General features: G+C 37.7%; 21 protein-coding genes and 1 pseudogene. 19 read left to right on the top strand and 3 right to left on the bottom strand.

The genetic code is table 11. The annotated features are described in order from the left end of the window. Positions 1 to 448: 448 nt before the first annotated feature. The gene (locus ACE1TI_RS19915; RefSeq protein WP_375009283.1) at positions 449 to 571 is read left to right on the top strand and encodes a hypothetical protein; all 123 of its coding nucleotides are present in this window, start codon (positions 449 to 451) and stop codon (positions 569 to 571) included. A gap of 185 nt (positions 572 to 756) precedes the next feature. Continuing rightward, on the top strand, positions 757 to 1,452 hold the full coding sequence (locus ACE1TI_RS19910; RefSeq protein ID WP_375009282.1) for a S1 family peptidase: 696 nt from the start codon (positions 757 to 759) through the stop codon (positions 1,450 to 1,452). Positions 1,453 to 1,761: 309 nt separating this feature from the next. Here the strand turns inward: ACE1TI_RS19910 and ACE1TI_RS19905 are convergent, their stop codons facing one another. Further along, a complete protein-coding gene (locus tag ACE1TI_RS19905) occupies positions 1,762 to 2,520 on the bottom strand; it encodes a LysR substrate-binding domain-containing protein (RefSeq protein ID WP_375009281.1) in 759 nt (252 codons plus the stop codon). A 598-nt stretch (positions 2,521 to 3,118) separates the two neighbouring features. Between ACE1TI_RS19905 and ACE1TI_RS19900 the strand changes: the two genes are divergently transcribed. Continuing rightward, positions 3,119 to 3,403 carry a hypothetical protein gene (locus ACE1TI_RS19900; protein ID WP_375009280.1) on the top strand — a complete coding sequence of 95 codons (285 nt, stop codon included), beginning with the start codon at positions 3,119 to 3,121 and terminating at the stop codon, positions 3,401 to 3,403. A gap of 437 nt (positions 3,404 to 3,840) precedes the next feature. Here the strand turns inward: ACE1TI_RS19900 and citZ are convergent. Next, positions 3,841 to 4,952, bottom strand: a pseudogene (gene citZ, locus ACE1TI_RS19895) (citrate synthase). Between the two features lie 175 nt (positions 4,953 to 5,127). On the opposite strand from citZ, the gene ACE1TI_RS19890 reads away from it, so the two are divergent. The 16 genes from ACE1TI_RS19890 to ACE1TI_RS19815 all read left to right on the top strand — a co-directional run bounded on the left by ACE1TI_RS19890 (position 5,128) and on the right by ACE1TI_RS19815 (position 20,892). Beyond that, entirely contained in the window at positions 5,128 to 7,266 is a 2,139-nt protein-coding gene (locus tag ACE1TI_RS19890) for a sensor histidine kinase (protein WP_375009279.1), read from the top strand. Continuing rightward, positions 7,259 to 8,608 carry a sigma-54-dependent transcriptional regulator gene (locus tag ACE1TI_RS19885; RefSeq protein WP_375009278.1) on the top strand — a complete coding sequence of 450 codons (1,350 nt, stop codon included), beginning with the start codon at positions 7,259 to 7,261 and terminating at the stop codon, positions 8,606 to 8,608. Before ACE1TI_RS19890 ends, ACE1TI_RS19885 begins: the two co-directional genes overlap by 8 nt. Before the next feature lie 146 nt (positions 8,609 to 8,754). After that, positions 8,755 to 9,702: a glycine betaine ABC transporter substrate-binding protein gene (locus ACE1TI_RS19880; protein WP_375009277.1), complete on the top strand. Its 948-nt coding sequence runs from the start codon at positions 8,755 to 8,757 to the stop codon at positions 9,700 to 9,702. Positions 9,703 to 9,724: 22 nt separating this feature from the next. Beyond that, the gene (locus tag ACE1TI_RS19875; RefSeq protein WP_375009276.1) at positions 9,725 to 10,705 is read left to right on the top strand and encodes an MmgE/PrpD family protein; all 981 of its coding nucleotides are present in this window, start codon (positions 9,725 to 9,727) and stop codon (positions 10,703 to 10,705) included. 175 nt (positions 10,706 to 10,880) lie between these two features. Continuing rightward, positions 10,881 to 11,174 carry a hypothetical protein gene (locus ACE1TI_RS19870; RefSeq protein ID WP_375009275.1) on the top strand — a complete coding sequence of 98 codons (294 nt, stop codon included), beginning with the start codon at positions 10,881 to 10,883 and terminating at the stop codon, positions 11,172 to 11,174. A gap of 459 nt (positions 11,175 to 11,633) precedes the next feature. Further along, positions 11,634 to 12,584: a lysylphosphatidylglycerol synthase transmembrane domain-containing protein gene (locus ACE1TI_RS19865; RefSeq protein ID WP_375009274.1), complete on the top strand. Its 951-nt coding sequence runs from the start codon at positions 11,634 to 11,636 to the stop codon at positions 12,582 to 12,584. A 4-nt stretch (positions 12,585 to 12,588) separates the two neighbouring features. After that, complete coding sequence (locus tag ACE1TI_RS19860) at positions 12,589 to 13,329, top strand: glycine/sarcosine/betaine reductase selenoprotein B family protein (protein WP_375009273.1); 741 nt, start codon at positions 12,589 to 12,591, stop codon at positions 13,327 to 13,329. 17 nt (positions 13,330 to 13,346) lie between these two features. Further along, entirely contained in the window at positions 13,347 to 14,063 is a 717-nt protein-coding gene (locus ACE1TI_RS19855; protein ID WP_375009272.1) for a YdjY domain-containing protein, read from the top strand. 13 nt (positions 14,064 to 14,076) lie between these two features. After that, complete coding sequence (locus ACE1TI_RS19850) at positions 14,077 to 15,243, top strand: TVP38/TMEM64 family protein (protein WP_375009271.1); 1,167 nt, start codon at positions 14,077 to 14,079, stop codon at positions 15,241 to 15,243. Between the two features lie 14 nt (positions 15,244 to 15,257). Beyond that, the gene (locus tag ACE1TI_RS19845; protein WP_375009270.1) at positions 15,258 to 15,476 is read left to right on the top strand and encodes a hypothetical protein; all 219 of its coding nucleotides are present in this window, start codon (positions 15,258 to 15,260) and stop codon (positions 15,474 to 15,476) included. 13 nt (positions 15,477 to 15,489) lie between these two features. After that, positions 15,490 to 16,776 (top strand): ABC transporter substrate-binding protein, encoded by a 1,287-nt coding sequence (locus ACE1TI_RS19840; protein WP_375009269.1) that lies wholly within the window; start codon positions 15,490 to 15,492, stop codon positions 16,774 to 16,776. Continuing rightward, positions 16,724 to 17,596 (top strand): ABC transporter permease, encoded by an 873-nt coding sequence (locus ACE1TI_RS19835; RefSeq protein WP_375009268.1) that lies wholly within the window; start codon positions 16,724 to 16,726, stop codon positions 17,594 to 17,596. The genes ACE1TI_RS19840 and ACE1TI_RS19835 overlap by 53 nt, the downstream gene beginning before the upstream one ends. Before the next feature lie 3 nt (positions 17,597 to 17,599). Beyond that, complete coding sequence (locus ACE1TI_RS19830) at positions 17,600 to 18,436, top strand: ABC transporter permease (RefSeq protein WP_375009267.1); 837 nt, start codon at positions 17,600 to 17,602, stop codon at positions 18,434 to 18,436. Then, positions 18,408 to 19,385 (top strand): ABC transporter ATP-binding protein, encoded by a 978-nt coding sequence (locus tag ACE1TI_RS19825; protein ID WP_375009266.1) that lies wholly within the window; start codon positions 18,408 to 18,410, stop codon positions 19,383 to 19,385. The genes ACE1TI_RS19830 and ACE1TI_RS19825 overlap by 29 nt, the downstream gene beginning before the upstream one ends. 10 nt (positions 19,386 to 19,395) lie before the next feature. Next, on the top strand, positions 19,396 to 19,974 hold the full coding sequence (locus tag ACE1TI_RS19820) for a CDP-alcohol phosphatidyltransferase family protein (RefSeq protein WP_375009265.1): 579 nt from the start codon (positions 19,396 to 19,398) through the stop codon (positions 19,972 to 19,974). A 24-nt stretch (positions 19,975 to 19,998) separates the two neighbouring features. Beyond that, on the top strand, positions 19,999 to 20,892 hold the full coding sequence (locus tag ACE1TI_RS19815) for a selenium metabolism-associated LysR family transcriptional regulator (RefSeq protein ID WP_375009264.1): 894 nt from the start codon (positions 19,999 to 20,001) through the stop codon (positions 20,890 to 20,892). A 684-nt stretch (positions 20,893 to 21,576) separates the two neighbouring features. Here ACE1TI_RS19815 and ACE1TI_RS19810 read toward each other — a convergent pair. Then, positions 21,577 to 21,812 (bottom strand): biotin/lipoyl-containing protein (locus ACE1TI_RS19810; RefSeq protein ID WP_375009263.1); only part of this gene is annotated, 236 nt, incomplete at its 5' end.

Below are 21,812 nucleotides of genomic sequence, written 5' to 3'. Positions count from 1 at the left end.
GTCTGTGTAAGAAGAACGGGAATCTCATCAGTATCCCCTCATCTTAAATAAATATTCCCTTAAATGGAAATTTTAGGTGGGGGAGTTTTAAATGACTATGTGGGGGAATTTTCAGTTGACAATTACAGTATATAGCGTTTTACAATGAGCGACGACTGCACGGAAGTATTCTGGACCTCTCTCCAAAAGAATATTATGAGCAAACAAAGCGCGGGATGGTACCACAACGGGACGTCCGTGTGTGACACAAAGTATCTCCTTCTTTTGTCTTAACCATCAAACCGCCTATTTGAGAGGCTTGTCAAGGACGACTAACGGGAGAGCGAAAGCGTTCCTTGACAAACGCAGCAAATGGGCGATCCTATCTCAAGACAAAAGAAGAGGAAAAAGTTTGATCATCCTAGAAAAAGAGAGTATCTGTCCAAATTCAGGGGGTTAATCCGTTAGAATGGAAATTCAGAATAAATATATCCCAGAGATTGTAAAGGCTCTTGAAAAATCAACAAAAGTCAAAGAAAACATTTTTACTATTCTAGTTAAAGAAGACGATGTAGAAAACGTAATACTGTAAAAGAAGTTTTTCCTTATGAAGAAGAATATTTAGATAAAAAAATAGTTGATTATTCGGAGGAAGAATTAAATAATTATCAAGGTAAATTATATGAATTAGAATCAACGTTAAAAAAACAAGGGATTGAAATGGTGACTTCTTCCACTGACTTATTTGAAGGTAAATTAAATATAGGAGTTAAAGACTTGAATGATAATACTGAGGAGACGATAAAGTCTTTACTAGAATTTGAAAATATTGAAGTACATGAGGCAGGAGAAATAAATTTTTTAAGTAGAACCGATTACACTTGCCCATTACACGGTGGTCTTGGAATTTGGAAAAGTGGTTCTAGTCAAGATTTTGATTGTACTACTGCTTACCCAGCAAAGAATACTAAGGGGCAATATTTTATGGTTACGGCGGGCCATTGTAGTGATCCTAGTGTTGGTTGGGCTCAAGGTGGAGAATATATTGGTAATATGTCAACAGTTCATTGGCAATTTGGTGATGAAGTGGATGCAGGAGGAATATACATAGGAGATTCCTCTAGTGCTGCAACTAGTGAAATCTATGGTTCTTCTTATAACTTAACTAATTTAGAAAAATGGGAAAATGAAAAATTAGGACAAATGGTTTGTAAGTCTGGGGGAAATTCGGGAATTACATGTGGAACATTACAAGATAACCGTGTTTCATTTTATTATGAAGGAATGCTATTTAAAAATTTTAGAGGAACTGACGTTTATGCTAGGAATCAAGATAGTGGAGGGACTGTCTATAGAGGAGAAGCTCTACTTGGGACAGTTTCAGCAGAGTTTGGTGAATATTCTATGATTTATAGTCATGCTAGAAATGCTTACGAGGATATCGGTTTAGAACCTTACTTTACATTTAACTAATTTAATAGAAACAATTACTCACACATGAAATTGAAACCGTTAAGATAGAAATTAAAAAGTATCGTTAAACCAGTAATACACTGGTTCATGCCGTTTTTTTGTTTTTATATTATACGTTATTGGATAAAATTAACAGATTATTTCTTGTATTTCTTCAAATGATAAATCAAAGCAGAAGTTCAGTCTGAGTAATAAACGGAGATATAATCAAATTAACATCCAATTTTACCCATTAATGTGGTGAAATGAGGCTTATTTTTTTTAAAAGTTTCTTAACGTTGTAAATACGCGTTTTGCTGGCGATACCCCTTAAAGTCCATTTCCTTCTCTAATTTCTTTTTCTATTAAGTCTAACATTGTCAAAATAGTAAGATTTTTCTGTTTGTGAGAAGGGTAGACACAATAAAAATTTCGATTGACAGGCAGATCTATAAGAGTTTTTATCCTCTTATGTTCATTAGCGTTACGTGCAGCAATATGCGATACAATAGAATAACCTAAACCAGCTTCTACCATTGTTATAACACTTTCGGTACTGTGGACTGTAGTCAAGCAATGTAACTCATTAACCGAACCACCCCATTCAGCCAATCCTTTTTGGACGGCTTGCCATGTACCTGAACGTTCACTTCTGAAAATAAAAGGAAGATCTCTTATATCTTTGAAATCTTCAATTTCATCACTGTCGTTTGGTCCAATTAAAGTTAACTTATCTTGCGCAATAAGTTTATGGTTTAATTCTTTATTTTCAATTTGACAACCTATAATGCCAATATCTAATTGATCATTTTGAATAAGATCCAAAATATCTTCAGAATTATCTACTTTGAGTGAGATCTCTACCTGTGGGTTGCGGCCAATAAATTTTTTTAATAAGGGAGGGACAATATATGTACTAGGAATCGTACTTGCTCCAATACGAAGAAGGCCTGTTAAGTTATCTTGAAATACCCCACATTCTTCCTCTAACAGTTTCCATTCACGTAAAAGTTTTCCCCCCTTTCTATAAACAATTCGTCCTGCTTCCGTAGGTTCTAATGAAGATCGATTTAAAAGCGTCGATCCCAAGTCTTTTTCCAAGGTAATTGTTTAGTAACACCAGGTTGACTAATATTCAATATGTCAGCAACAGCCGAAAAACTTTAATGATCTATAACAAGTAAAAAGGTTTCAACTCTCTTTAAGTTCATCTTTTTCGATCCTCCCCGTGTATTACGTTTATAGATTCTGAATACATTAATCATGATTACTTAAGTTTATCATAAAATAGATCAAAAAAAGTAATCATAAGATTTAATAATAAGTTATAAACTTCAATCTTCCGGATATCAAATAGTTTAATAATAAGGTTGAGATTGCTCTGTATCCTAAATCAATAGGGAATGGACGTTTTATTTAAAGATTAACTTTGTTATAAATTTTAAGAGTTTTGAGAATTTAAGTGAATTTATTACTCTTAAAAGAGCAGGTAAGAATTGAATTATTCTATTTTTTAAAATTCATAATATTATTGTAATCGTGATTATATAATGATAATGTTAAAATATGAAACTAAATAGACAACTACTGGTTCCTTCTAGCTATCGAAAAGGAGAGGGATTAAGAAATTCTGAGGGAATTACAATCTGTCCATAAACTTAAAAGGGATAAAAGGTTCTCTACTTAAGTGAACGAAAAGCAGATTCCACCTACTAATCTAACACAATGGATTCAAGAAGAAATTAATTTAGTAAGGGAGAAAATACTTAGGAATAAATACGAAGAAAAAGTTTTAAAACTTCTTTTAATAGAGAATATTTTTGTGAGCGAATTAATTTCATATATACCGATTGAAACGAGTGATGAACGTACCATATTACATACAAACCATTGGAGAATCGTGTCCTGTAGCGGTGATAAATTGTTAGGAGGTTCTCAGGCAATTATTGGAAAACACAGATTTGATAAATGAGTAAAAAAACATCAGCTTACAAGAGTATTACGAATAAAATGACTTTGGCCGCTCTTGAAGCTACAGTAAAAGCGTACCTTCAAGGAGACCATAAACAAATACCGATGATTTTGAGATTTACTAACACCCCTCTCAAAAGTGAAAGACAAAGCAGAGATCTTAATTTCACAAATCGATACCAAGGATCTAATTAGCTGGCAGTGGGAAATAAGTGAAAATGAAACTGACCAAATTGGTGGAGGCACACTTCCTGGTGTGGAGATCCCTGCTTTTGCTGTAACTTTATTACGATCTGGTATACCCTCGATTATTACTCGTCTTAAAAAAGGTTCTAATTGATTTTCGTACAGTGACTACTGAAGAAATTCAATAGGCTAAAAAAATAAACTAAATAAAGCGCTAACAAAAAAGTTAGCGCTTTGTTACCCTTCGATTTTTCACCTATTCTCAATTGGGGTGTATTTTTGATTTACCTCTCCAATATATACTGCACGTGGACGAATTAAACGATTATTATCGTATTGTTCGAGTATATGTGCAATCCAGCCGGACGTCCTGCTAATTGCAAATAGAGGAGTAAACAGGTCGTGTTTTATTCCTAAACTGTGATAAACAGAAGCTGAATAAAAATCAACATTTGGCAGAAGTCCTTTTTCTCGAGTAACTATTTTTTCGATCTCGAGTGACATTTCATACCATTTTCTTTCGCCAGTAATTAACGTTAATTGTTTAGACATTTCTTTTAGATGCTTTGCTCTTGGGTCTCCATCTATATAAACCCTATGACCGAATCCCATGATTTTTTGTTTATTTTCTATTGTTTTACGAATAAAAGGTTCTACATTTTCCACTTCGCCGATTTTCATTAACATATCCATAACAGCCGTGTTAGCACCACCATGTAAAGGACCTTTTAAGGCACCAATTGCTGCTGTAATACCCGAATACAAGTCTGATAAAGTTGCTACGCAAACACGTGAGGTAAATGTCGATGCATTTAATTCATGATCGGCATGAATAATGAGAGCCTTGTTTAAAGCTTCAACTGAAATTTTCTCAGGTTCATTTCCGGTTAACATGTATAGAAAATTGGCTGCGTAATTAAGATCTTCTCGAGGATCAAGAGGGTCTTTCCCCTGTCTAATTCGTTCAAAAGCAGCTACTATGGCTGGAATTTTTGATTGTATTCTGATGGCTTTTCTATAATTGGCTTCCTTACTTAATTTATCAGCTTCATTGTCAAAAAAGGATAAATGGGAAACAAATGTACGAAGAGCCGCCATTGGATGTATATCCTTAAAAGGAGAAGCTTTTATTTGCTCTACAAACGTTTTAGGCAGCTTACTATTGTAGGAAAGTTGTTTTATTAATTCATCTAGCTCAGCTTTTTTAGGAAGTTTTCCATTCCATAATAGATAAATAACTTCTTCAAAGCATTTTCAGTAAGATCATCAATGTTAAATCCTTGATATGTTAATTGGTCATCAATAATTGAACTTATACATGATGTTGTTGCTACAATTCCTTCTAGTCCCTTTGTTTTTAACATAAAACCGCCCCTTTTTGTTTTAATTATAATTAAATAATCATGATTATAACATATTCAAAGTTATTAACCAAAAAAAGAAAGAACATTATTCTATTTAGAAAATAAGTGCACTTTAATATAATAAAAAGAAAAATAACTCAATACGTTTCCGATTATGAAAGGGAATAAAAAGGACATGATATTTCTCCGATCTAAATTAACAAAAAAATATTTTTTATTGTCTCTTGTTGGAAGTATTGTTTCCTTAACCATCATATTTTCTATTGCAACCTTTGTATTAAATCATTCAATTCGGGAAGGAATAGATGAACGTAATGAGTTAATGGCCAAAACTCTCTCCAGTCACATGGATGTAGTAATTCAACAAATGGTAAGTGAACTCAATAATGTTGATCCGGATGCTTTAGAGAACGAGGTCGAAGGTGAGGGTTTACATAAGGAATTAAGCGAATTGATGTTAGAGAATGCTTTTTTCGATTATGTGCAAGTTTTCAATGAAGAAGGAGAAAGACTTATTTCAGTGCCTGACAACTATTTTTTTCGAGACAAGGATTTAGATGAAATCAGTCAGCGGATTCATTGGAGTAAAACCTATTATATCTCAAATTTAATTACGCTGGAAAATGGCACACAAACAATTGCGATATCCGTACCTTTTATTGATAGAGATGGAGAATTTAAAGGTGGAGTCAGTGCACTTGTAAATTTGGAAAGTTTGTCAACCGCCTTGAGCCAAGTACAAATTGGCCAAGAAGGGATAAATGCACTGATTGATAGGAATGGCAGGATCATTGCACATACGGATGAGAGTTATATTGGGGAATCTTTGCAAAATCATCCAGTAAATGATTTTTTGAATAAAAGTCGTATTGGAAATTGGGAGGGGATCATATTTGCTCAAAAGATGCTTTTAGCATATCGTCCTATTTTAACAAGCGAATTTGGATTAATCGTTGGAGAAACAGAGCAACAGGCTATTCTTCCAGTTGTCACTGTACAAAAAGTTTTAATAGAAGGATTTTTGATGGTCTCCTTAATGGCAGTATTATTTACTATATTTGGTACTAATAGTGTAGTTAAGCCAATTTATAATCTTATCAATCAAGCAAAAGAATATCAAGGTGGCAAAAGAAGTGATTTTAACCTCATTAACACAAATGATGAGTTACAAGACTTATCTGTTACGATGCAAAGTATGGCAAGCGAACTTACTAATAAAGGTAAAAGGATGGCTAATATTCTAGAATCAATCCCTTATGCTGTAATAACAACTAATCAAAATGGCAAGATTTTAACTTTTAATAAGGGGGCAGAAAAGTTAACAAGATGTAAAAGAAAAGAGGCAGTGGGTAATTTGATATTTAACATACCCCTTAAAAGTAATAACCGAAAAGAAAGTGTTTCCTGGGAAAAATTTTTAAAAGGAAGGGAATTTCACGAAGTAGAAGCGTCATTGATAGATACAAAGGATAGAGAATATGAGGTACGCATTTATTCTGCCAGATTTATAGATGAAATTAAGAATAAAGTTGGTACCCTGTTAATTATACGTGATGTGAGTGAAGTAAAAAAATTAGAAAACTATGTAAAGCAAAATGAGAGGTTAGCTTCTTTAGGACAACTGACATCTGGAATCGCCCACGAAATAAAAAACCCACTAAGTATTATTCAAGCAGCTGCTGAAGGCATTCAATTCGAAACAATGGATAACGAATTAAATAAGGATTTTATAAAAGAATTAAGCGACGATATTGTTGCAACTACAGAACGTATGAACTTGCTTTTAACAGATTTCCTGAAATTGGCCAAGGACCACAGTGAAGTTGTAACAGAGAAAATTAATCTAGTTCTGATTTTTGATGAATTGTTATCATTATTAAGAAAAAAATTTGATGAATATCAAATTAAAGTGATATATGATTACCGAAAGTATGATTTTGCCTATGTTCTATCTAATGAGAGTAAATTAGGACAAATCTTTTTAAATATAATTTTAAATAGCATACAGGCAATGGAATCAGGCGGTGAGCTGTCTGTTAACCTAGAAGATAAAGGTTTCAATTGGGATATAGAAATTAGAGACACAGGGCATGGAATTCCTTCTTCAAAGGTTAACTGGATTTTTAACCCTTTTTACACTACCAAAAAAGAAGGGACCGGTTTAGGGTTATCGATTGCTTTTGAAATTATAACACAACAGGATGGGGAAATAAGTGTAAAAAGTGAAGAAGGGGAAGGGACAGCGATTTATGTCACTTTGCCGAAATGTCTAGAGGAAGGGGAAGACTATGATGAGATCGATATTATTGGTTGACGATGAACATAAATTATTAAAAATATTCCAGATTTCCCTGAAAAAACGTGGATATACCGTGTTTACTGCAGCTAATGGACAAGAAGCTCGAAATAAGATAAGAGAGTTAGATGTTGATATTGTTTTCCTTGATTTAAAACTCCCGGATTGTAATGGGGTGGATTTATTAAGAGAATTTACCTCCTTCTATCCAAAGAAAATATATATACTAATGACGGCTTACGCTAATGTTGAAAATGCAGTGACGGCAATGAAAGCAGGAGCTTTTGATTATATCACTAAACCGGTAAAAATTGATCAGTTGTCTATAGTTATAGAAAAAGCGATAGAATGGCTGAAAGTAAAAGAAGAAAATGATGCATTAAAGGAAAGATTAAAACAAACTACAATCATAGATGAGATATTTGGAGCTAGTTCTGTTATGAAAAAAATATTTAAGTTGGTTGAACGAGTTGCCACAACAGATGCGAATGTTTTAATTCAGGGAGAAAGCGGTACAGGGAAGAGCTTAATTGCAAAGTCCGTTCATAATTTCAGTGCACGAAGCAAATCACCATTTATTCCAGTAAACTGTGCATCGATACCTGAACAGCTATTAGAAACCGAGCTGTTTGGGCATAAAAAAGGAGCATTTACCGGAGCACAAAGCAACAGAAAAGGAAAATTTGAAGCGGCTAATGGGGGGACGATTTTTTTAGATGAGATAGGAGAGATTTCCCCAGCATTTCAAGCAAAACTGCTTCAGGTAACACAGGATAAAGCCTATATTCCCGTAGGCAGTGATGAAGTTAAGCATGTTGATGTCAGAATTATTACAGCTACTAATCGAAATTTGAGGACAATGGTAGATAAGGGATTATTTCGTGAAGACCTGTATTACCGGTTAAATATTGTAGATATCTATATCCCCCCTTTGCGACAAAGGAAAGATGACATCCCCTTGTTGCTTGAAAAGTTTCTAGATGGTTTTAGAAAAAAGGACGGACGTAATTACACTGTTGATAGGGACGCTTTAAACGTTTTGAAAAATTATAACTGGCCAGGGAACGTAAGAGAGTTAGAAAATGCAATAGAAAGAGCCGTCGTCTTGTGTCAAGGTACCTCATTGTATATTGATGATTTTCCAATGGAAGTAAGAGAGTCTAAAGCAAGTGATGACATTCAAGAGACATATATTGAAAATAATAAACCTCTTCCTGAGAAACTAGAAAATATAGAAAAACAGTTGATTCTTAAGGCATTGGATGAAGCTACAGGTCAACCGGCGACAGCTGCAAAGAAATTAGGAATTTCTCGTCAAAATTTATTATATAAAATGAACAAATATTTCCAAAAAGGATAGGGAGAATCAGTAATTCTAGATTGTCCCTTTTTTGTAAAAAATTTTTTACGGCATCAAGAAAATTTTTTACTAATTTTCAATTCAATATCAAAAAGTAAAGGCTTTCAAGTCGGCATGATTTTTGCATTATACAGGAGGGAGGACTCATGGAAAATAAATTATTTAAAAACTGTAAGAAAAAAACACTTATTTTGTTTTTTTTGTTACTTATTTTATTGTTTGGGTGTGTGAATGAGCAACCAAATAATGAATTAGAAGAACAACCAGAAAGTAAAGGTAAATTAACTATTGGAGCCAAGGATTTTACAGAACAGTCACTTCTCTTAACTATCACCTCGGTATATTTAAGAGAAAATGGGTATGAAATCGAAGCAGTCAGTAACATGTCAAGTCACGATCTTCGTTCTGCTCTGGTAGATGGCATTATAGATTTCTACTGGGAATATACAGGAACTGCTCTTATGCTTTATTTAAATGAAGAAGGGGAAAATGATCCAGAGACAGCTTATAAAAAAGTAAAAGAATTAGAAAAAGAAAACGATATTTATTGGCTTGAAAAATCTGATTTTAATAACACCTACTCTATTCTAGTGAGAGAGGAGTTTTCTAAAAAGTATGAGATTACAACTATTTCAGATTTAGCAGACTACATTAAAAATAGGGGCGAATTAAAATTGGCTTCTGAAACAGAATTTTACAAGAGAGAAGATGGGCTCAAGGGAATGGAAGAAGCCTACGATTTTCACCTATCATCTGAACAAGTTATTAGGCTAGATTCTAGTTTAACGTACAAGGCTCTGGAGGAAAAACGCGTAGATGCTATCGTTGGTTTTGTTACTGATGGAAATATGCAGAACTTAAATGTTGTTGCGTTAGAGGATGACCAGTCATTTTTTCCAGCCTATAACGTAGCTCCGGTAATAAGGAAAGAAGTGATGGAAAAGTTTAACGATTTGCCCGAATTCTTAAACAACATTGCTGAACGTTTAGATAATGAAACAATAAGGACCCTTAATTATCAAGTGGATATCGTACATGCAAACACTCTTGAAGTCAGTAGAAACTGGTTAAAGGAAGAAGAGTTAATTGATTAAAAAAGACAGGGAGGGCTTTATGATGAATAGAATGACAACTTATATTCTGGAAGAGCAATATAAAGATACTCAACCGGTAGTCCAAGAAACGCTGAAAAAAGCAATTATAGATATTGTCGGAAGTATAATAGCAGGCTCTCAAACAAAGGAATTTAAAAGTGCAAAAGATTATACTTTTGAACTCTGGAAAAAAGGGGATTGCTCCGTCTATTTATCACCTGAAAAATTAAATTCAGTTGGAGCAGCATTTATGAACGCAACAATGGCCCGTGCTCTAAGATTCGACGATAGTCATTCTTTAATCAATGGCCCCCTTGGTTCTATTATTTTCCCCGCCATTTTTGCTATCTCAGAAGAGAGAGAGGTAAGTGGTGAAACCTTTTTATCCGCTTTGCTGGTAGGGTACGAGGTAGGAATTCGGTCGGAGATGATCGGTAATCATCCGGGTTCAAATATTAATCAACATTGTTCCTGGGCCGCCATGGGAGCTGGAGCAGGGGGGAGCCGCGTCATTGGGTTGCCTGAAAATAAAATAGAGTATGTTTTAGGATCTGCTGAACATTATATTACTTATTCTCCTTTAATGAATACTATTGATTGTTCCATTGATCAATGTGATGTAGCCGCCTGGGGTAGTATGGCCGGCGTTAACTCATCATATCTTACCGAAAAGGGAATTGAACGTAAGGGAGATCGTTTTTCAAATTCTAATTTAACTTTTAGTCCGGATATACAAGATATAGGAAGAGAATATTTAATTAAGGAACTTCTATATAAACTAAATATGTGTCAACGAGGGTCAAAACATTTAGGATTAGTCAAACCTTTCAGAGAGGTATCAGATTTTGAAATCAAACAGAAATTTCTTTCTTTGACAGAACCAATTATAAGCAGGAAAAATAGTGAGCAAATAATTGAAATGATCATTCAACTAGAGAACATCAAAAATATGAGAGAATTTACAGAAGCGATTAATAAATTGTTTTTAAAAGAAGTAGTTTAAAATTTAATCAATCCATATTGAACCATTTCTGTCTTCGTTTTTATTGACAGTACGAATATTGAAAATTTTGTGGCTTGAAACTATATTATCGGGTCAGTTGGGATATACAGCAATTTTTTTATCAAAAATTAAGTAACTAGATGATTAGCATACAGATAAAGAAAGTGGTTTTTTTATGGAAAATGTTAAGGCGATGAATCTTTATCGGATAGTAATATTGGAATTCCTACCTTACTATTTCACCGGCTTTTGGGATGAAAATGCCATTGAAGAGCGCGGCTTTGTCATTGGTTCAGCGATAGACATGGAGGACAATAGTCCGAATGAAGTTCCTTTAATGACATTAACCAATCAATTTGTTATCCCTACAGGTGTGGGAGCTCCGACACAGCAGAGCAGGAGTTTGCTTGTCAATTCGCCATTTTTTGATCAATGGCATACATACTGGTACCACTGGCTGACAAATTAGTGTAAGCTTTTTGTTCCGTGAAATGGATTATGGCAGTTATGATAGGGTGTAGCCAAGCTATTTGAGTTAACCGCCGGACTTTTGCTTTGAAGCGCTGAATATATTGGTTCAAGCATTGAACTTTTTGTTCTATCCGCTGAACTTTGGCTGCTGAGCACTGAACCGATTGCAGGAAGTAAAGCTTGTGAATCCTTAATAGGAACAGGCACGGAAGCGGTACGTTTCTGCTCATCGGATAGCTCTCTTGGTTCTTATCTGCAAATCTGTGACATTCTCTCCTTCTTCTATGAGAAGTGCTGATATTTGCTCATTTAAAGTGTTATTTGAGGTATTTCTTACTTATTTTTCTCATACAAATATCATGGTAAACTAATTATAGCTTTTTTTTATTTATCTTATTACAATTTATCATTTTCATATTTTTCCTGCCCTGATGAAATTACCTAGGGGGTGATAATCATGCTAGAACACGAGATAAAGAACGGAATGGATATGTCAGAAAAAAAGAAAAACTGGCGTCAGATCATCCGGTTTTCCGTTCGTTTATTAATCTCTCTTGCTGCTTGTCTTTTTTTAGTCTTTTATATTGACTGGCGGGAGTTTGTTTCGTACATATCCCAAGCGAATATTGGTTTTCTTGTGGTGGCTTTTTTGGCCGCTCATTTGTGCATTTGGATCAGCGGGTATAAATGGTACATTCTTTGTCGTGAAGGCGAAGATCTCCACTTTTTTACGTGTTTGAAATGGTATTATATCGGTTTTTTCTTTAATAATTTCCTTCCTGGAAGTATTGGCGGCGATGGGGTAAGGATGTACCTTGCAGGTAAGCAGATTGGAGCAGCAAACTCCATTGCTTCTGTTACAACAGAGCGGGTGTTTGCAGGTATTGCTCTTTTTATCATCATGACAATTGGACTGCTTTCTATGAATCAGACGGGTACTTTCCTATTTGAAGTCATTTTCCTATTTTCCTTATGTGTCCTTACTTATAGCCTCTTGTTTAATGAGCAAATTTCTTCCTATTTAAAAAGGAAACTTGGAAAGAATGCAGCTGCTTTTTATAACGTCATTCATACTCATAAAAAAGGAAAGTTATTTTTGGAGCTTATATGCTTTTCATTAGCTTTTCAAGTGTGCTTTGTGTGGATCACTGATTTATTATACCGGTCTATGGGAGTAACAATTCCTTTTTGGTCGCAGTTGGCATTTGTTTCTTTAATTTCTGTTTTAACAATGATCCCTATTTCGATTAATGGACTGGGTATTCGAGAAGGGAGTTATGCGTATCTATTTACTCTTGTTGGGGTAGGGGAGTCTGTTTCTGTGGCCGTCTCCCTGTTGTTTTTTGGCATGGTCCTGGCAGTAACTTCTGTTGGGGGGATTTTTTATTTATTTGAAAGGGGGAGATAAAAAAATGAGGAAAATGCTGCGTCATGAATTTTTTAAAAAGAAAGCGAAAGCGATGATAGAAAAAAGGGATTCTGATATCGGCCTGTCGATGCCTTCAAAACCGATGAAAGAATGGAAGGTAGCATTTCTAACAACAGCTGGTGTTCACTTAAAGACGGACAGCATTTTTCAAGTGGAAGAAGGAGACTGCAGCTTACGCTACATACCAAAAACTGCAACGCATCAAGAATTAATGATTAGTCATACTCACTACGACACAAACGATGCAGAAAAAGATATAAGCTGTATCTTTCCGTTAGAACACCTTCATGAGCTGGAAGGGGAAGGAATGATAGGAAGCGTTTCTCCAAACCATATAGGCATGATGGGCTACATTCCTAACACCAAAGCCCTCATGAAGCAATCAATTCCTCAAGTGATAGAAACACTTCAGAACGATCATGTAGACGTTCTGCTGCTCTCCCCTGGCTGATATATTTGTCATCAATCCGTCGGGTTGATCCAGCAAGAAGTAGAAAAACAGGACATCGCCACCATTTCACTTACACATTTACCCGATATCACAGAAAAAGTGGGAGTACCACGGGCTCACTATGTTCGTTTTCCGCTCGGGAGAAGCTTTGGAGGAGCAGGAAGAAAAGACCTTCAAAAGACGATTGTCACTGAATTATTACATGGGGTGGAAACGATCATAGAACCCAAGACCATTCAGACACTGCCATACAAATGGAAAAATGCAAGATAATAGAAAGGAATGTTTTTATGCATAAACTACAATTTAAAAAAGGTACCATGTTTTATTTTCTTGTTGCTTTCGTGTTGTTGATTAAAGCGGGGTGTTCCTCTTCTAGTGCGGAAGTAGAAGAAGAGAATTTAGATGAATTTTATGCGTCAAGTGAAGAAGAATTAAGTGAAGAAAAATCGATTTACGTAGATGAAGAAAATAATAGTGTGAAAGTATATGCAACAGTAAATGGTAAATACTTGGTGGAACCAACACGCCACGGACTGAACTGGGTAGAAGGTAAGTATGGAGATCAGGCTGTCTTCAAAGGCTATGCAAACCCGCTTTCTTTTTATAATGCACTTAGCGAAGCGGGCGGTGAACCAGCTGTAGAAAAAGGCGGAGATGATAGCGAAAGGTTTGAGGAAACGCCAGAGGGAGATATTATCCAGGGGGATCCTGTGACGGTATCGATTACTTGGGACGGTGCCGACAAAACCTATGATATTAATAAAGTGATGGTAGATTCAACGGGAAAAGAAATAGCTTACCGTTTTGGGGGAAACTATGAAAATGCGAAAGAAAACATGACAGGCTGTTTCATGTGCTTCGACAGTTGTCCAGTAGGAATTGCAAGCAATGCTTCACATGCGGCAGGCACGTTTGAAAATGGAGATGCTGAGTTTCGCGGGAATCCTGACGTCTTGCCAGAAGACGGTGAGCCAGTTGTCTTAACGTATAGCTTTGAGAAGTAATGGAGGGGCTTATATGAATGCTTTATTAAAGTTTGGCAGCCATATCATTGCCTCTTTATTTCTTTTTTCCATCCTAGGGCTCGCTGGATCTTTACTATTGGTTCAAAATGCTTGGATTGATATGCGTTTTAATAGCGAGTACCTTATTTTAGTGTTAATGAGTGCAGGGGTGTGGTGCTATTTTGTGGCCCTGTTTATGGGGGAAAAGTTATTTGTTTACTGGGGCAGGCGGCTTTTTGTATGGATCTCTTTACCGGTCAGTTTATTGACCATCCTCGTGACTACGATTGCAAATGGTTCTTTACTTATCATGCCTGCCTACATCGCACGAAAAGGCTTGTTTTTGGAACCGGTTCTTACGCTTTCTGAAATGAATTTGTTTTTGATGGTGTGGGTCGTAGTAGGACTGTCCGCGTTATATACGGCACAGAAGCACCCGCTCTCCTTTAAGAAAGGAGCTCCAATGACATGGAGTTCCTTTAGCACATTTTCTCGCTACGGAATGGTTTCTTTTTTCATCCTTAGTGGGGTCTTCCTTTTTATTTATTTAGGCCAAGGAGAAGTGCAGGCAGGAGTGAATAGAGCATCAGCAGCTTTAGCGGAAGCCGACGTAGAAGGGTTTCGGGATTATTTGCTATCATTTGGCCCTCTAGCTGCTGTTGTTTCAGGCTTACTGATGGTGTTCCAGTCTGTGATTGCTCCGCTTCCTGCTTTTGTCATCACCTTTGCCAATGGTCTGTTGTTCGGCTGGGTCTGGGGGGCCGTGCTTTCCTGGTCTAGTGCCATGCTCGGTGCTATTCTTTGTTATTTTATTGCGAAATTCTTTGGACGCCCGGTGGTAGAAAAAATAGTGAGCAGACGCGCCTTAGAGTGGTGGGACCGTTTCTTTGAAAAATACGGAAAACATTCCGTGTTTCTGGCAAGGCTAGTTCCCATCGTTTCTTTTGACCTCGTGAGTTATGCTGCTGGGGTGACGTCGATTTCCTTCCGACACTTCTTCTGGGCGACGGGTCTGGGGCAGCTTCCGGCGACATTATTGTATTCCTATCTTGGAGAAACTGCATCAGGAAGTGTCCAGATTCTCTTCTTTGCCTTCACGGTAGTGATTGCGATTACCGTGATTGGCGGACTTATTTGGCCTAAAGTAGTAGGTATGAGAAAAATGCATAGGAGTGGATAAGGAGTAGGACGCACATGCACATAAATGCTAAAAAAGCGGCAGTTATCCAGCGTATTGTATGGCACATACGCTGGGTGCTGCTGTTATTATTAATGATAGGAAGCTTGACTCTTTGGTTGATGTCCATCGATCTTCGTACATTTTTATGCTTTCAAGCATTCGGCTGGGCCCTGTTTTTCTTTTTGCAACAGTGGGAGAAATACTTCGAATGCCAAGCAAATTGCAAGTTATAAAGGAAGTGAAAAGATGAAACAGAGAAAGCTACTGATAAAGATCAGGGTAGTTATCATCGGGATTGTTCTTTTTCTAGGAGGATGCCGTGAAGGAGACGAGGGAAATGAAGAGCCTGTGGAAGCTCACGCGGAAAAAACATGGGATGAGATTGTTGAGGAAGCGGAAGGTACGGAAGTTCATTTCTATATGTGGGGAGGAGATGAAGGCAATAACCGTTATATTGATGATTGGGTTGCCCCTCGTTTAAAGGAACAATATGACATCACATTAAAACGGTATCCTATGGATACCACGGAATTTCTTCAGAAACTTCAAACCGAAAAAAGAGCAGGGAATAGCGAAGGGGTTATGGATATCGTTTGGATCAATGGGGAAAATTTCAAAAATGCAAAAGAACATGGACTTCTCTGGGGATCTTTTACGGAATACCTTCCGAATGTGAAGGAGTATGTAGGAAGTGATCGTTCTGATGTGCAATATGATTTCGGCACCCCGATTGAAGGAATGGAAGCGCCATGGGGGAAAGTACAATATGTCTTTTTCTATGATTCGGCGAAAGTAGACGAACCCCCGAGAAACTTCACAGAACTAGCAGAATGGGTAAAGGAAAGCCCAGGTACCTTTACTTATCCCGAAGCACAAGCTTTCAATGGAAGCGGGTTTTTAAAACATCTTTTGTATGCAAAAATAGGAGTAGAAGAACTACAAGACAAAGAATTTGACGAAAATCTTGCGGAAGAACACGCAGGTGAGATCTGGGGATACTTAAATGACATCGAGCCGCACTTGTGGAAAAATGGCGAGACATATCCAGCCACGATGGCTGATCTCGATCATTTATACAGTCAAGGAGAAGTGTTATTTACTATGGGGTATAATGAAGCGAGAGCAGAACGCTTGATAGAGGAAGGGATTTTCCCAGAGACGACGAAAAGTTTCATAATGGAACCAGGCTCTATTGGTAATCTGCATTTTCTCTCCATTCCATTTAACAGTCCAAATACAGCTGGCGCTATGGTAGCGATCAACGATATGTTATCCCCGGAAGCCCAGCTGGAAAAAATGAAACCTGCTGTTTGGGGAGAGAATACGGTACTAGACATCGATGCCTTGCCTGAATCCTATCAAGAATCATTTACGACAATAAAGCGAGGTGCAAGTGTTTTGCCCGCTGATGAGCTAGAAGAGAATTATTTGAATGAAATGGACCCTGAATATATCGGGTGGATAAAGGAGAATTGGCTGAGTGAAGTGTTACAGACAACAAGTAATGAAACCGTATCTTCTCCTTCTTCCTAGTATTCTAGTTATTGGATTACTAGTTGGTTATGGAGTGCTTCAGTCATTTATGGAAAGCTTGAGATCCTGGGAAACAGGCAGCTGGACGTTTCAATATTATCATGAACTATTCACCAGTCCAGCTTTTTGGGACTCTTTTTTCCACAGCCTATATATCGCGGCCGTTTCTACCTTTTTCTCCTTGCTTATTGGTATCCTTCTAATAAGAATTATTTACAAATATTTCATTAGAAATAAATGGAAGGTTCTTGTGTGGGTGCCCATGCTTATTCCTCACCTCGTAGCAGCTTATTTGGTTATTCTATTTTTTTCTGAAAGTGGTTTGTTTTCATCATTTCTTTTCCAGATTGGCTGGATCGAGGAAATGTCGGCGTTTCCCATCTCGATACAGGATCGAAATGGTTATGGCATTATTCTCACATACATTTGGAAGGAAGTACCTTTTGTGATATTAATGCTGCTCCCTGTTTATTATCAATTGGAACCCGATACGGAAGCAGTAATTAGAACACTTGGAGGAGGCTATTGGGAAGTCTTTAAAACAGCGGAATGGCCACGGCTTTTCCCTGTTGTGGTAGAGACAGGAATTATTCTGTTTTCTTTCACTATAGCCGCTTTTGAAGTCCCTTACGTCCTAGGTGTGACGTATCCAAAAATGCTTCCGCTTTTATCTCATCAATGGTTCTTCGAAAATGATTGGGGCGGTCGTCCACTAGCTTATGCATTAATGAGTGTAACAACTTTATTTATTGCAGCGGTTGCTTTTATCGCTTTTCGTCTTTCCCAGAAAAGGCGACTACATATGACAAGGGGAAGGTAAAAGGTGAAACTATCTCTGGTTCGAATGGCGAAAAAAATATTATTAGCTGGCTTTCTATTTGGTTTGTTAGCACCTCCTGCGGTACTTTTCCTTTCAAGTTTCGCTTATATGTGGCGCTGGCCGCAGCTCTTCCCGGAATCCTTTAGCTTGAGAGCTTGGCAGGTCGTCTTCCAAGATCCGAATATTTGGTCAGCTTGTTTCCTATCGATGATGATAGGGCAGGGAGTGGTTATTTTAAATATTGTCCTTGGACTTCCAGCGGGAAAGGCATTAGCACACTATGATTTTAAAGGGAAATCATTCATTGAAACTTTTCTTCTCTTGCCTATTTTAATTCCGACGCTTGCTGTAGGCATGGGAATTTTGTTGACTGTCATCCAGTTCGGGCTGGCAGACACGTGGATTGGTGTCATGCTAATCCATTTAGTCCCTACTCTTCCGTATACGATTAGAATTCTGAGAGCTGGATATGAAAATATCGGGACAAAATACGAAGATGCAGCACGAAGCTTAGGAGCTTCTGCCTGGGCGGTGTTCCGTACCGTGACCTTCCCCCTTCTCTTTCCAAGCTTAAGAGCAGTGATCGTTTTAACATTCGTGATTTCTCTCAGTCAGTATGTGCTTACTGCGTTAATTGGCGGGGGGCGTGTGGTAACGCTTGCGATGGTTTATTATCCTTACCTCTCTAGTGTGGACCGTCCGGTGATCGCTGCGCTCTCCGTCTTGTTTATTCTCATTCCGATTTTGATTCTTGTAATCTTGGAAATCTGTATGGCAATGAGGAAAAGAAAAAGAGAAAGGCAAAGGAAAAATGATGCAACCTATATGGCTTCAGTGTGAGAATCTAACGATATCCTTTCATAATCACACCATTTTTCACGAGGTGAACCTCTCGGTTGTACAAGGAGAAATTCTTTGTGTGGTTGGTCCCTCAGGAGGTGGAAAAACTACATTGCTGCGTGCGATTGCTGGTCTTCTACCATTAGCTGGAGGTAGAATGTTACTAGAGGGCGAAGATATTACGAGTAAGAAAGCCGAGAAACGACCTATTGTCATGATGTTCCAGCAATCTTTGCTTTTTCCTCACATGACTGTTTTAGAAAATGTAGCTTACGGATTAAAGTTGCAAAAGATCGGTAAGAAAGAGAGAGAAAGGGAAAGTGTAGATATTATAAAGAAAGTCGAAATGGGCCCCTATTTTAATGCATACCCTCATGAATTATCGGGTGGGCAAAAGCAGCGTGTCGCCTTTGCGAGAGCGTTGGTGACAAAACCTAAATTAATTTTGTTCGATGAACCATTTAGCAGTCTCGATGCAGTTCTAAGAATATCTTTACGGACATGGATGAAGAGAATGTTGAAAAAGGAAGGAATGACTGCCTTATTTGTCACCCATGATAAAGAAGAGGCGATGATTCTTGGAGACCGGATTGCTGTGATGACGAATGGTATGATTCATCAAGTAGACAAGCCATTACAGGTATATCAAAGCCCAAAAAACAAGGAAGTTGCTGAGTTTTTTTCAGAAGGTATTATGGTCGGAGATTATTTTATTTCTAATGATAAACTCAAGATACAAACATGCCCTCTTGCCAAAGAGAGTGAGGTCACGTATAAGGGAACAGTGTCAGGAAAATGGATGCGCTCCGGCCAATACTTTTATCAAATAGAATTAGAACAACATTCACGGTATCTTACCCTTCCGGGGGATAATGAATGGAACGTCGATGACGTGGTCCATATTACAACGGATCAACGTTCGCTTGTTAAACTTAACGACGTATACTAGGAGAAGAGACATGCTCGATACCCATGCTAGAAAGTACATAGATCCCTTTATCGATTTTACAGCGAAAAAATTATCCCGATGGGGAGTGACCGCTAATCAAGTCACAATTGTTGGCTTTTTGTTAGGAGCGTCTGTTGGGGTTCTTATTTATATTGACCAACTAGCTTACGCGTTATTTGCCCTCTGGTTATCCGGTTTTTTGGATGTCGTTGATGGTGCGCTTGCAAGGGAAACCACTCCTTCGGCCTGGGGAACACTCATGGATATTACATTTGATCGTTTGGTTGAAATTAGTGTCATACTAGGGCTTGCTTTTCGATTCCCTGAGGCGATGTGGGCATTGCTAATATTGACGGCATCGTTTATTCTCTCTATGACGATTTTTCTAACCGTAGGTGCCTTAGCAGACAAACAAGGGAAAAAGTCTTTTTACTATCAAGCGGGCTTAGCTGAGAGAACAGAAAGTTTTATTTTACTATCCATAATGATGATATGGACGGATTATATCGCCGTTTTGGCCCTCGTTTTTTTAGGGATGGTACTGTTTACAGCGGTACAGCGTCTGAAGGAAGCGAAGTCTATACTTTAATGAAAGAAGTGGGTGGGAGAACGTATGAATTTAAGAAAACTAGAGAATTTCATATTGATTGTAGAAAAACGTAATTTTTCAGAAGTAGCAGCTCACTTACATTGTTCTCAGCCTGCAGTCAGCAGGCAAATAAAAAGCTTAGAAGAAGATCTGAATATTTCTCTGATAGATCGTTACTCTTCTGGAATTATTCCCACCCCTGCTGGCGAGTTTCTATACCGCCAGGCGAAAGAAATTTTGAAACAATGGAAAAGGATTGAAGTAGATATTCAAAATTACCACGATACGTTGTCGGGGCGTTTGGTGATCGGTACGAGCACAATTCCCGGTACCTATCTTATGCCGCGCTGGATCCGAATTTTTCGTTCCCAATTTCCTAATGTGGCGGTGTCTCTCGAGGTCAGTGATTCAGAAAAAGTGCTGGAAAAATTAGAACGAGAGAAAATAGACATGGCCATTGTAGGAGTAGAGCCTTCTTCTCCTGCATTCTACTCCACTGCTGTGGCTTCTGATAAACTAGTCGTCATTGCACCTGTAGATCATCCTTTGTGCCACTCCCCGACAGAGAGTTGGGAAAGGCTGAAGGAGTTTGATTTTGTTCTAAGAGAAGAAGGGTCTGGTACGAGAAAAGCCATGGAAGAATATCTACAACAGCACGGTGCATCGCTTGCTTCCTTGCGTTCGGTCCTCCAAGTGGGTAACACAGAAGCCTTGATTGCAGCGGTGGAAGAAGGTGTTGGAATTAGCTGCGTCTCTCATTTAGCAGCTATTCCAGCAGAAAAATCAGGCCGAATTAAAATAATTGATACACTAGACTCCGTCCAGCGAACGTTCTATTTGTCAGTTTTAGAGCAAAGAAAAGAAAAGGCGGTTATAAAAGAGTTCATTTCCAAAAGAGATCATCTTTCTTCTGACTAATGATTAGGTTCCGAATACGAATGTAATAGAAAATCACGGAAGGTTTCGGCAGTGAGCAGGCTGCTGCCCTTTGGGATTCCTAACCCAGTTACCTTTGACAAAAGGAACGTCAATTTCGATAATCCGTAGGTGAGGGGTTAATATCGAGCGGGCAATCTGTTCTTGAAAAACTGGTGCCTAATCTTTCCTCCACAAACCCTTTTATGGTTTCAACATGTTAACTTTCTAAATTCACGTTCGGCTAACTCCACTTTGGAGAATGGCTTGCATTAAAGAGTTATGAAGTCCTGCACTCGAGCGAATGAGGATATATTTCTAATCTTTCAGCTCTGAGAGGGAGACTTTTTTCTCTCCGCTAAAGGGTGATCGCTTGAGACGAGCAGAATCACTTTATCATGGACAAAACGGAAAAAATTCTGCATTCTCTATCACAGTCCCCAAGAGATTTTTCAGGACATTTATTTCTATATTCAAGTTGTTGCTTAGTAAATTTCAAAAAATTCTATGTAGGGAAAAGTAGGGATGGACTCATTGTTCCATCCCTTTATTTACGGATACGTGAGGTCATTGGAGAGGGTCGGGGTAGTTACCCCCAGTTTATTTTAAAGGGATCACAGAAGGAATTCACCTGTCGATTCCTAGATTTTGGAATATGATAAATTTTGCATAATTCTTCTTTAGTCTTTAACTTTGTATTTCTAATAATAAGTCACCCGTTTCAATAGTTTCTCCCCCGGAGACATATACTTCTTTAATTAATCCATTAATAGGAGCTTGTACCGTTGTTTCCATTTTCATGGCCTCTGTAATCATAAGGTGGTCGCCTTTTTTGACTTTTTCACCTTTTTCCACAAGCTTTTTCACGACGGTTCCCGGCATAGATGCACCAATCTGGTTAGGATTCGTTTTATCTACTTTTG

Source organism: Alteribacillus sp. JSM 102045, from assembly GCF_041949975.1.
GTDB lineage: Bacteria > Bacillota > Bacilli > Bacillales > Marinococcaceae > Alteribacillus.
Note: the sequence above shows the minus strand (reverse complement) of the source record. Positions and strands in the feature narration are given on the sequence as shown.

Coding starts and splice junctions, on each gene's coding strand:
- ACE1TI_RS19915 (WP_375009283.1), top strand. CDS start 449: ATGGAAATTCAGAATAAATATATCCCAGAGATTGTAAAGGCTCTTGAA.
- ACE1TI_RS19890 (WP_375009279.1), top strand. CDS start 5,128: ATGATATTTCTCCGATCTAAATTAACAAAAAAATATTTTTTATTGTCT.
- ACE1TI_RS19880 (WP_375009277.1), top strand. CDS start 8,755: ATGGAAAATAAATTATTTAAAAACTGTAAGAAAAAAACACTTATTTTG.
- ACE1TI_RS19875 (WP_375009276.1), top strand. CDS start 9,725: ATGAATAGAATGACAACTTATATTCTGGAAGAGCAATATAAAGATACT.
- ACE1TI_RS19870 (WP_375009275.1), top strand. CDS start 10,881: ATGGAAAATGTTAAGGCGATGAATCTTTATCGGATAGTAATATTGGAA.
- ACE1TI_RS19865 (WP_375009274.1), top strand. CDS start 11,634: ATGCTAGAACACGAGATAAAGAACGGAATGGATATGTCAGAAAAAAAG.
- ACE1TI_RS19855 (WP_375009272.1), top strand. CDS start 13,347: ATGCATAAACTACAATTTAAAAAAGGTACCATGTTTTATTTTCTTGTT.
- ACE1TI_RS19850 (WP_375009271.1), top strand. CDS start 14,077: ATGAATGCTTTATTAAAGTTTGGCAGCCATATCATTGCCTCTTTATTT.
- ACE1TI_RS19845 (WP_375009270.1), top strand. CDS start 15,258: ATGCACATAAATGCTAAAAAAGCGGCAGTTATCCAGCGTATTGTATGG.
- ACE1TI_RS19840 (WP_375009269.1), top strand. CDS start 15,490: ATGAAACAGAGAAAGCTACTGATAAAGATCAGGGTAGTTATCATCGGG.
- ACE1TI_RS19825 (WP_375009266.1), top strand. CDS start 18,408: ATGATGCAACCTATATGGCTTCAGTGTGAGAATCTAACGATATCCTTT.
- ACE1TI_RS19820 (WP_375009265.1), top strand. CDS start 19,396: ATGCTCGATACCCATGCTAGAAAGTACATAGATCCCTTTATCGATTTT.
- ACE1TI_RS19815 (WP_375009264.1), top strand. CDS start 19,999: ATGAATTTAAGAAAACTAGAGAATTTCATATTGATTGTAGAAAAACGT.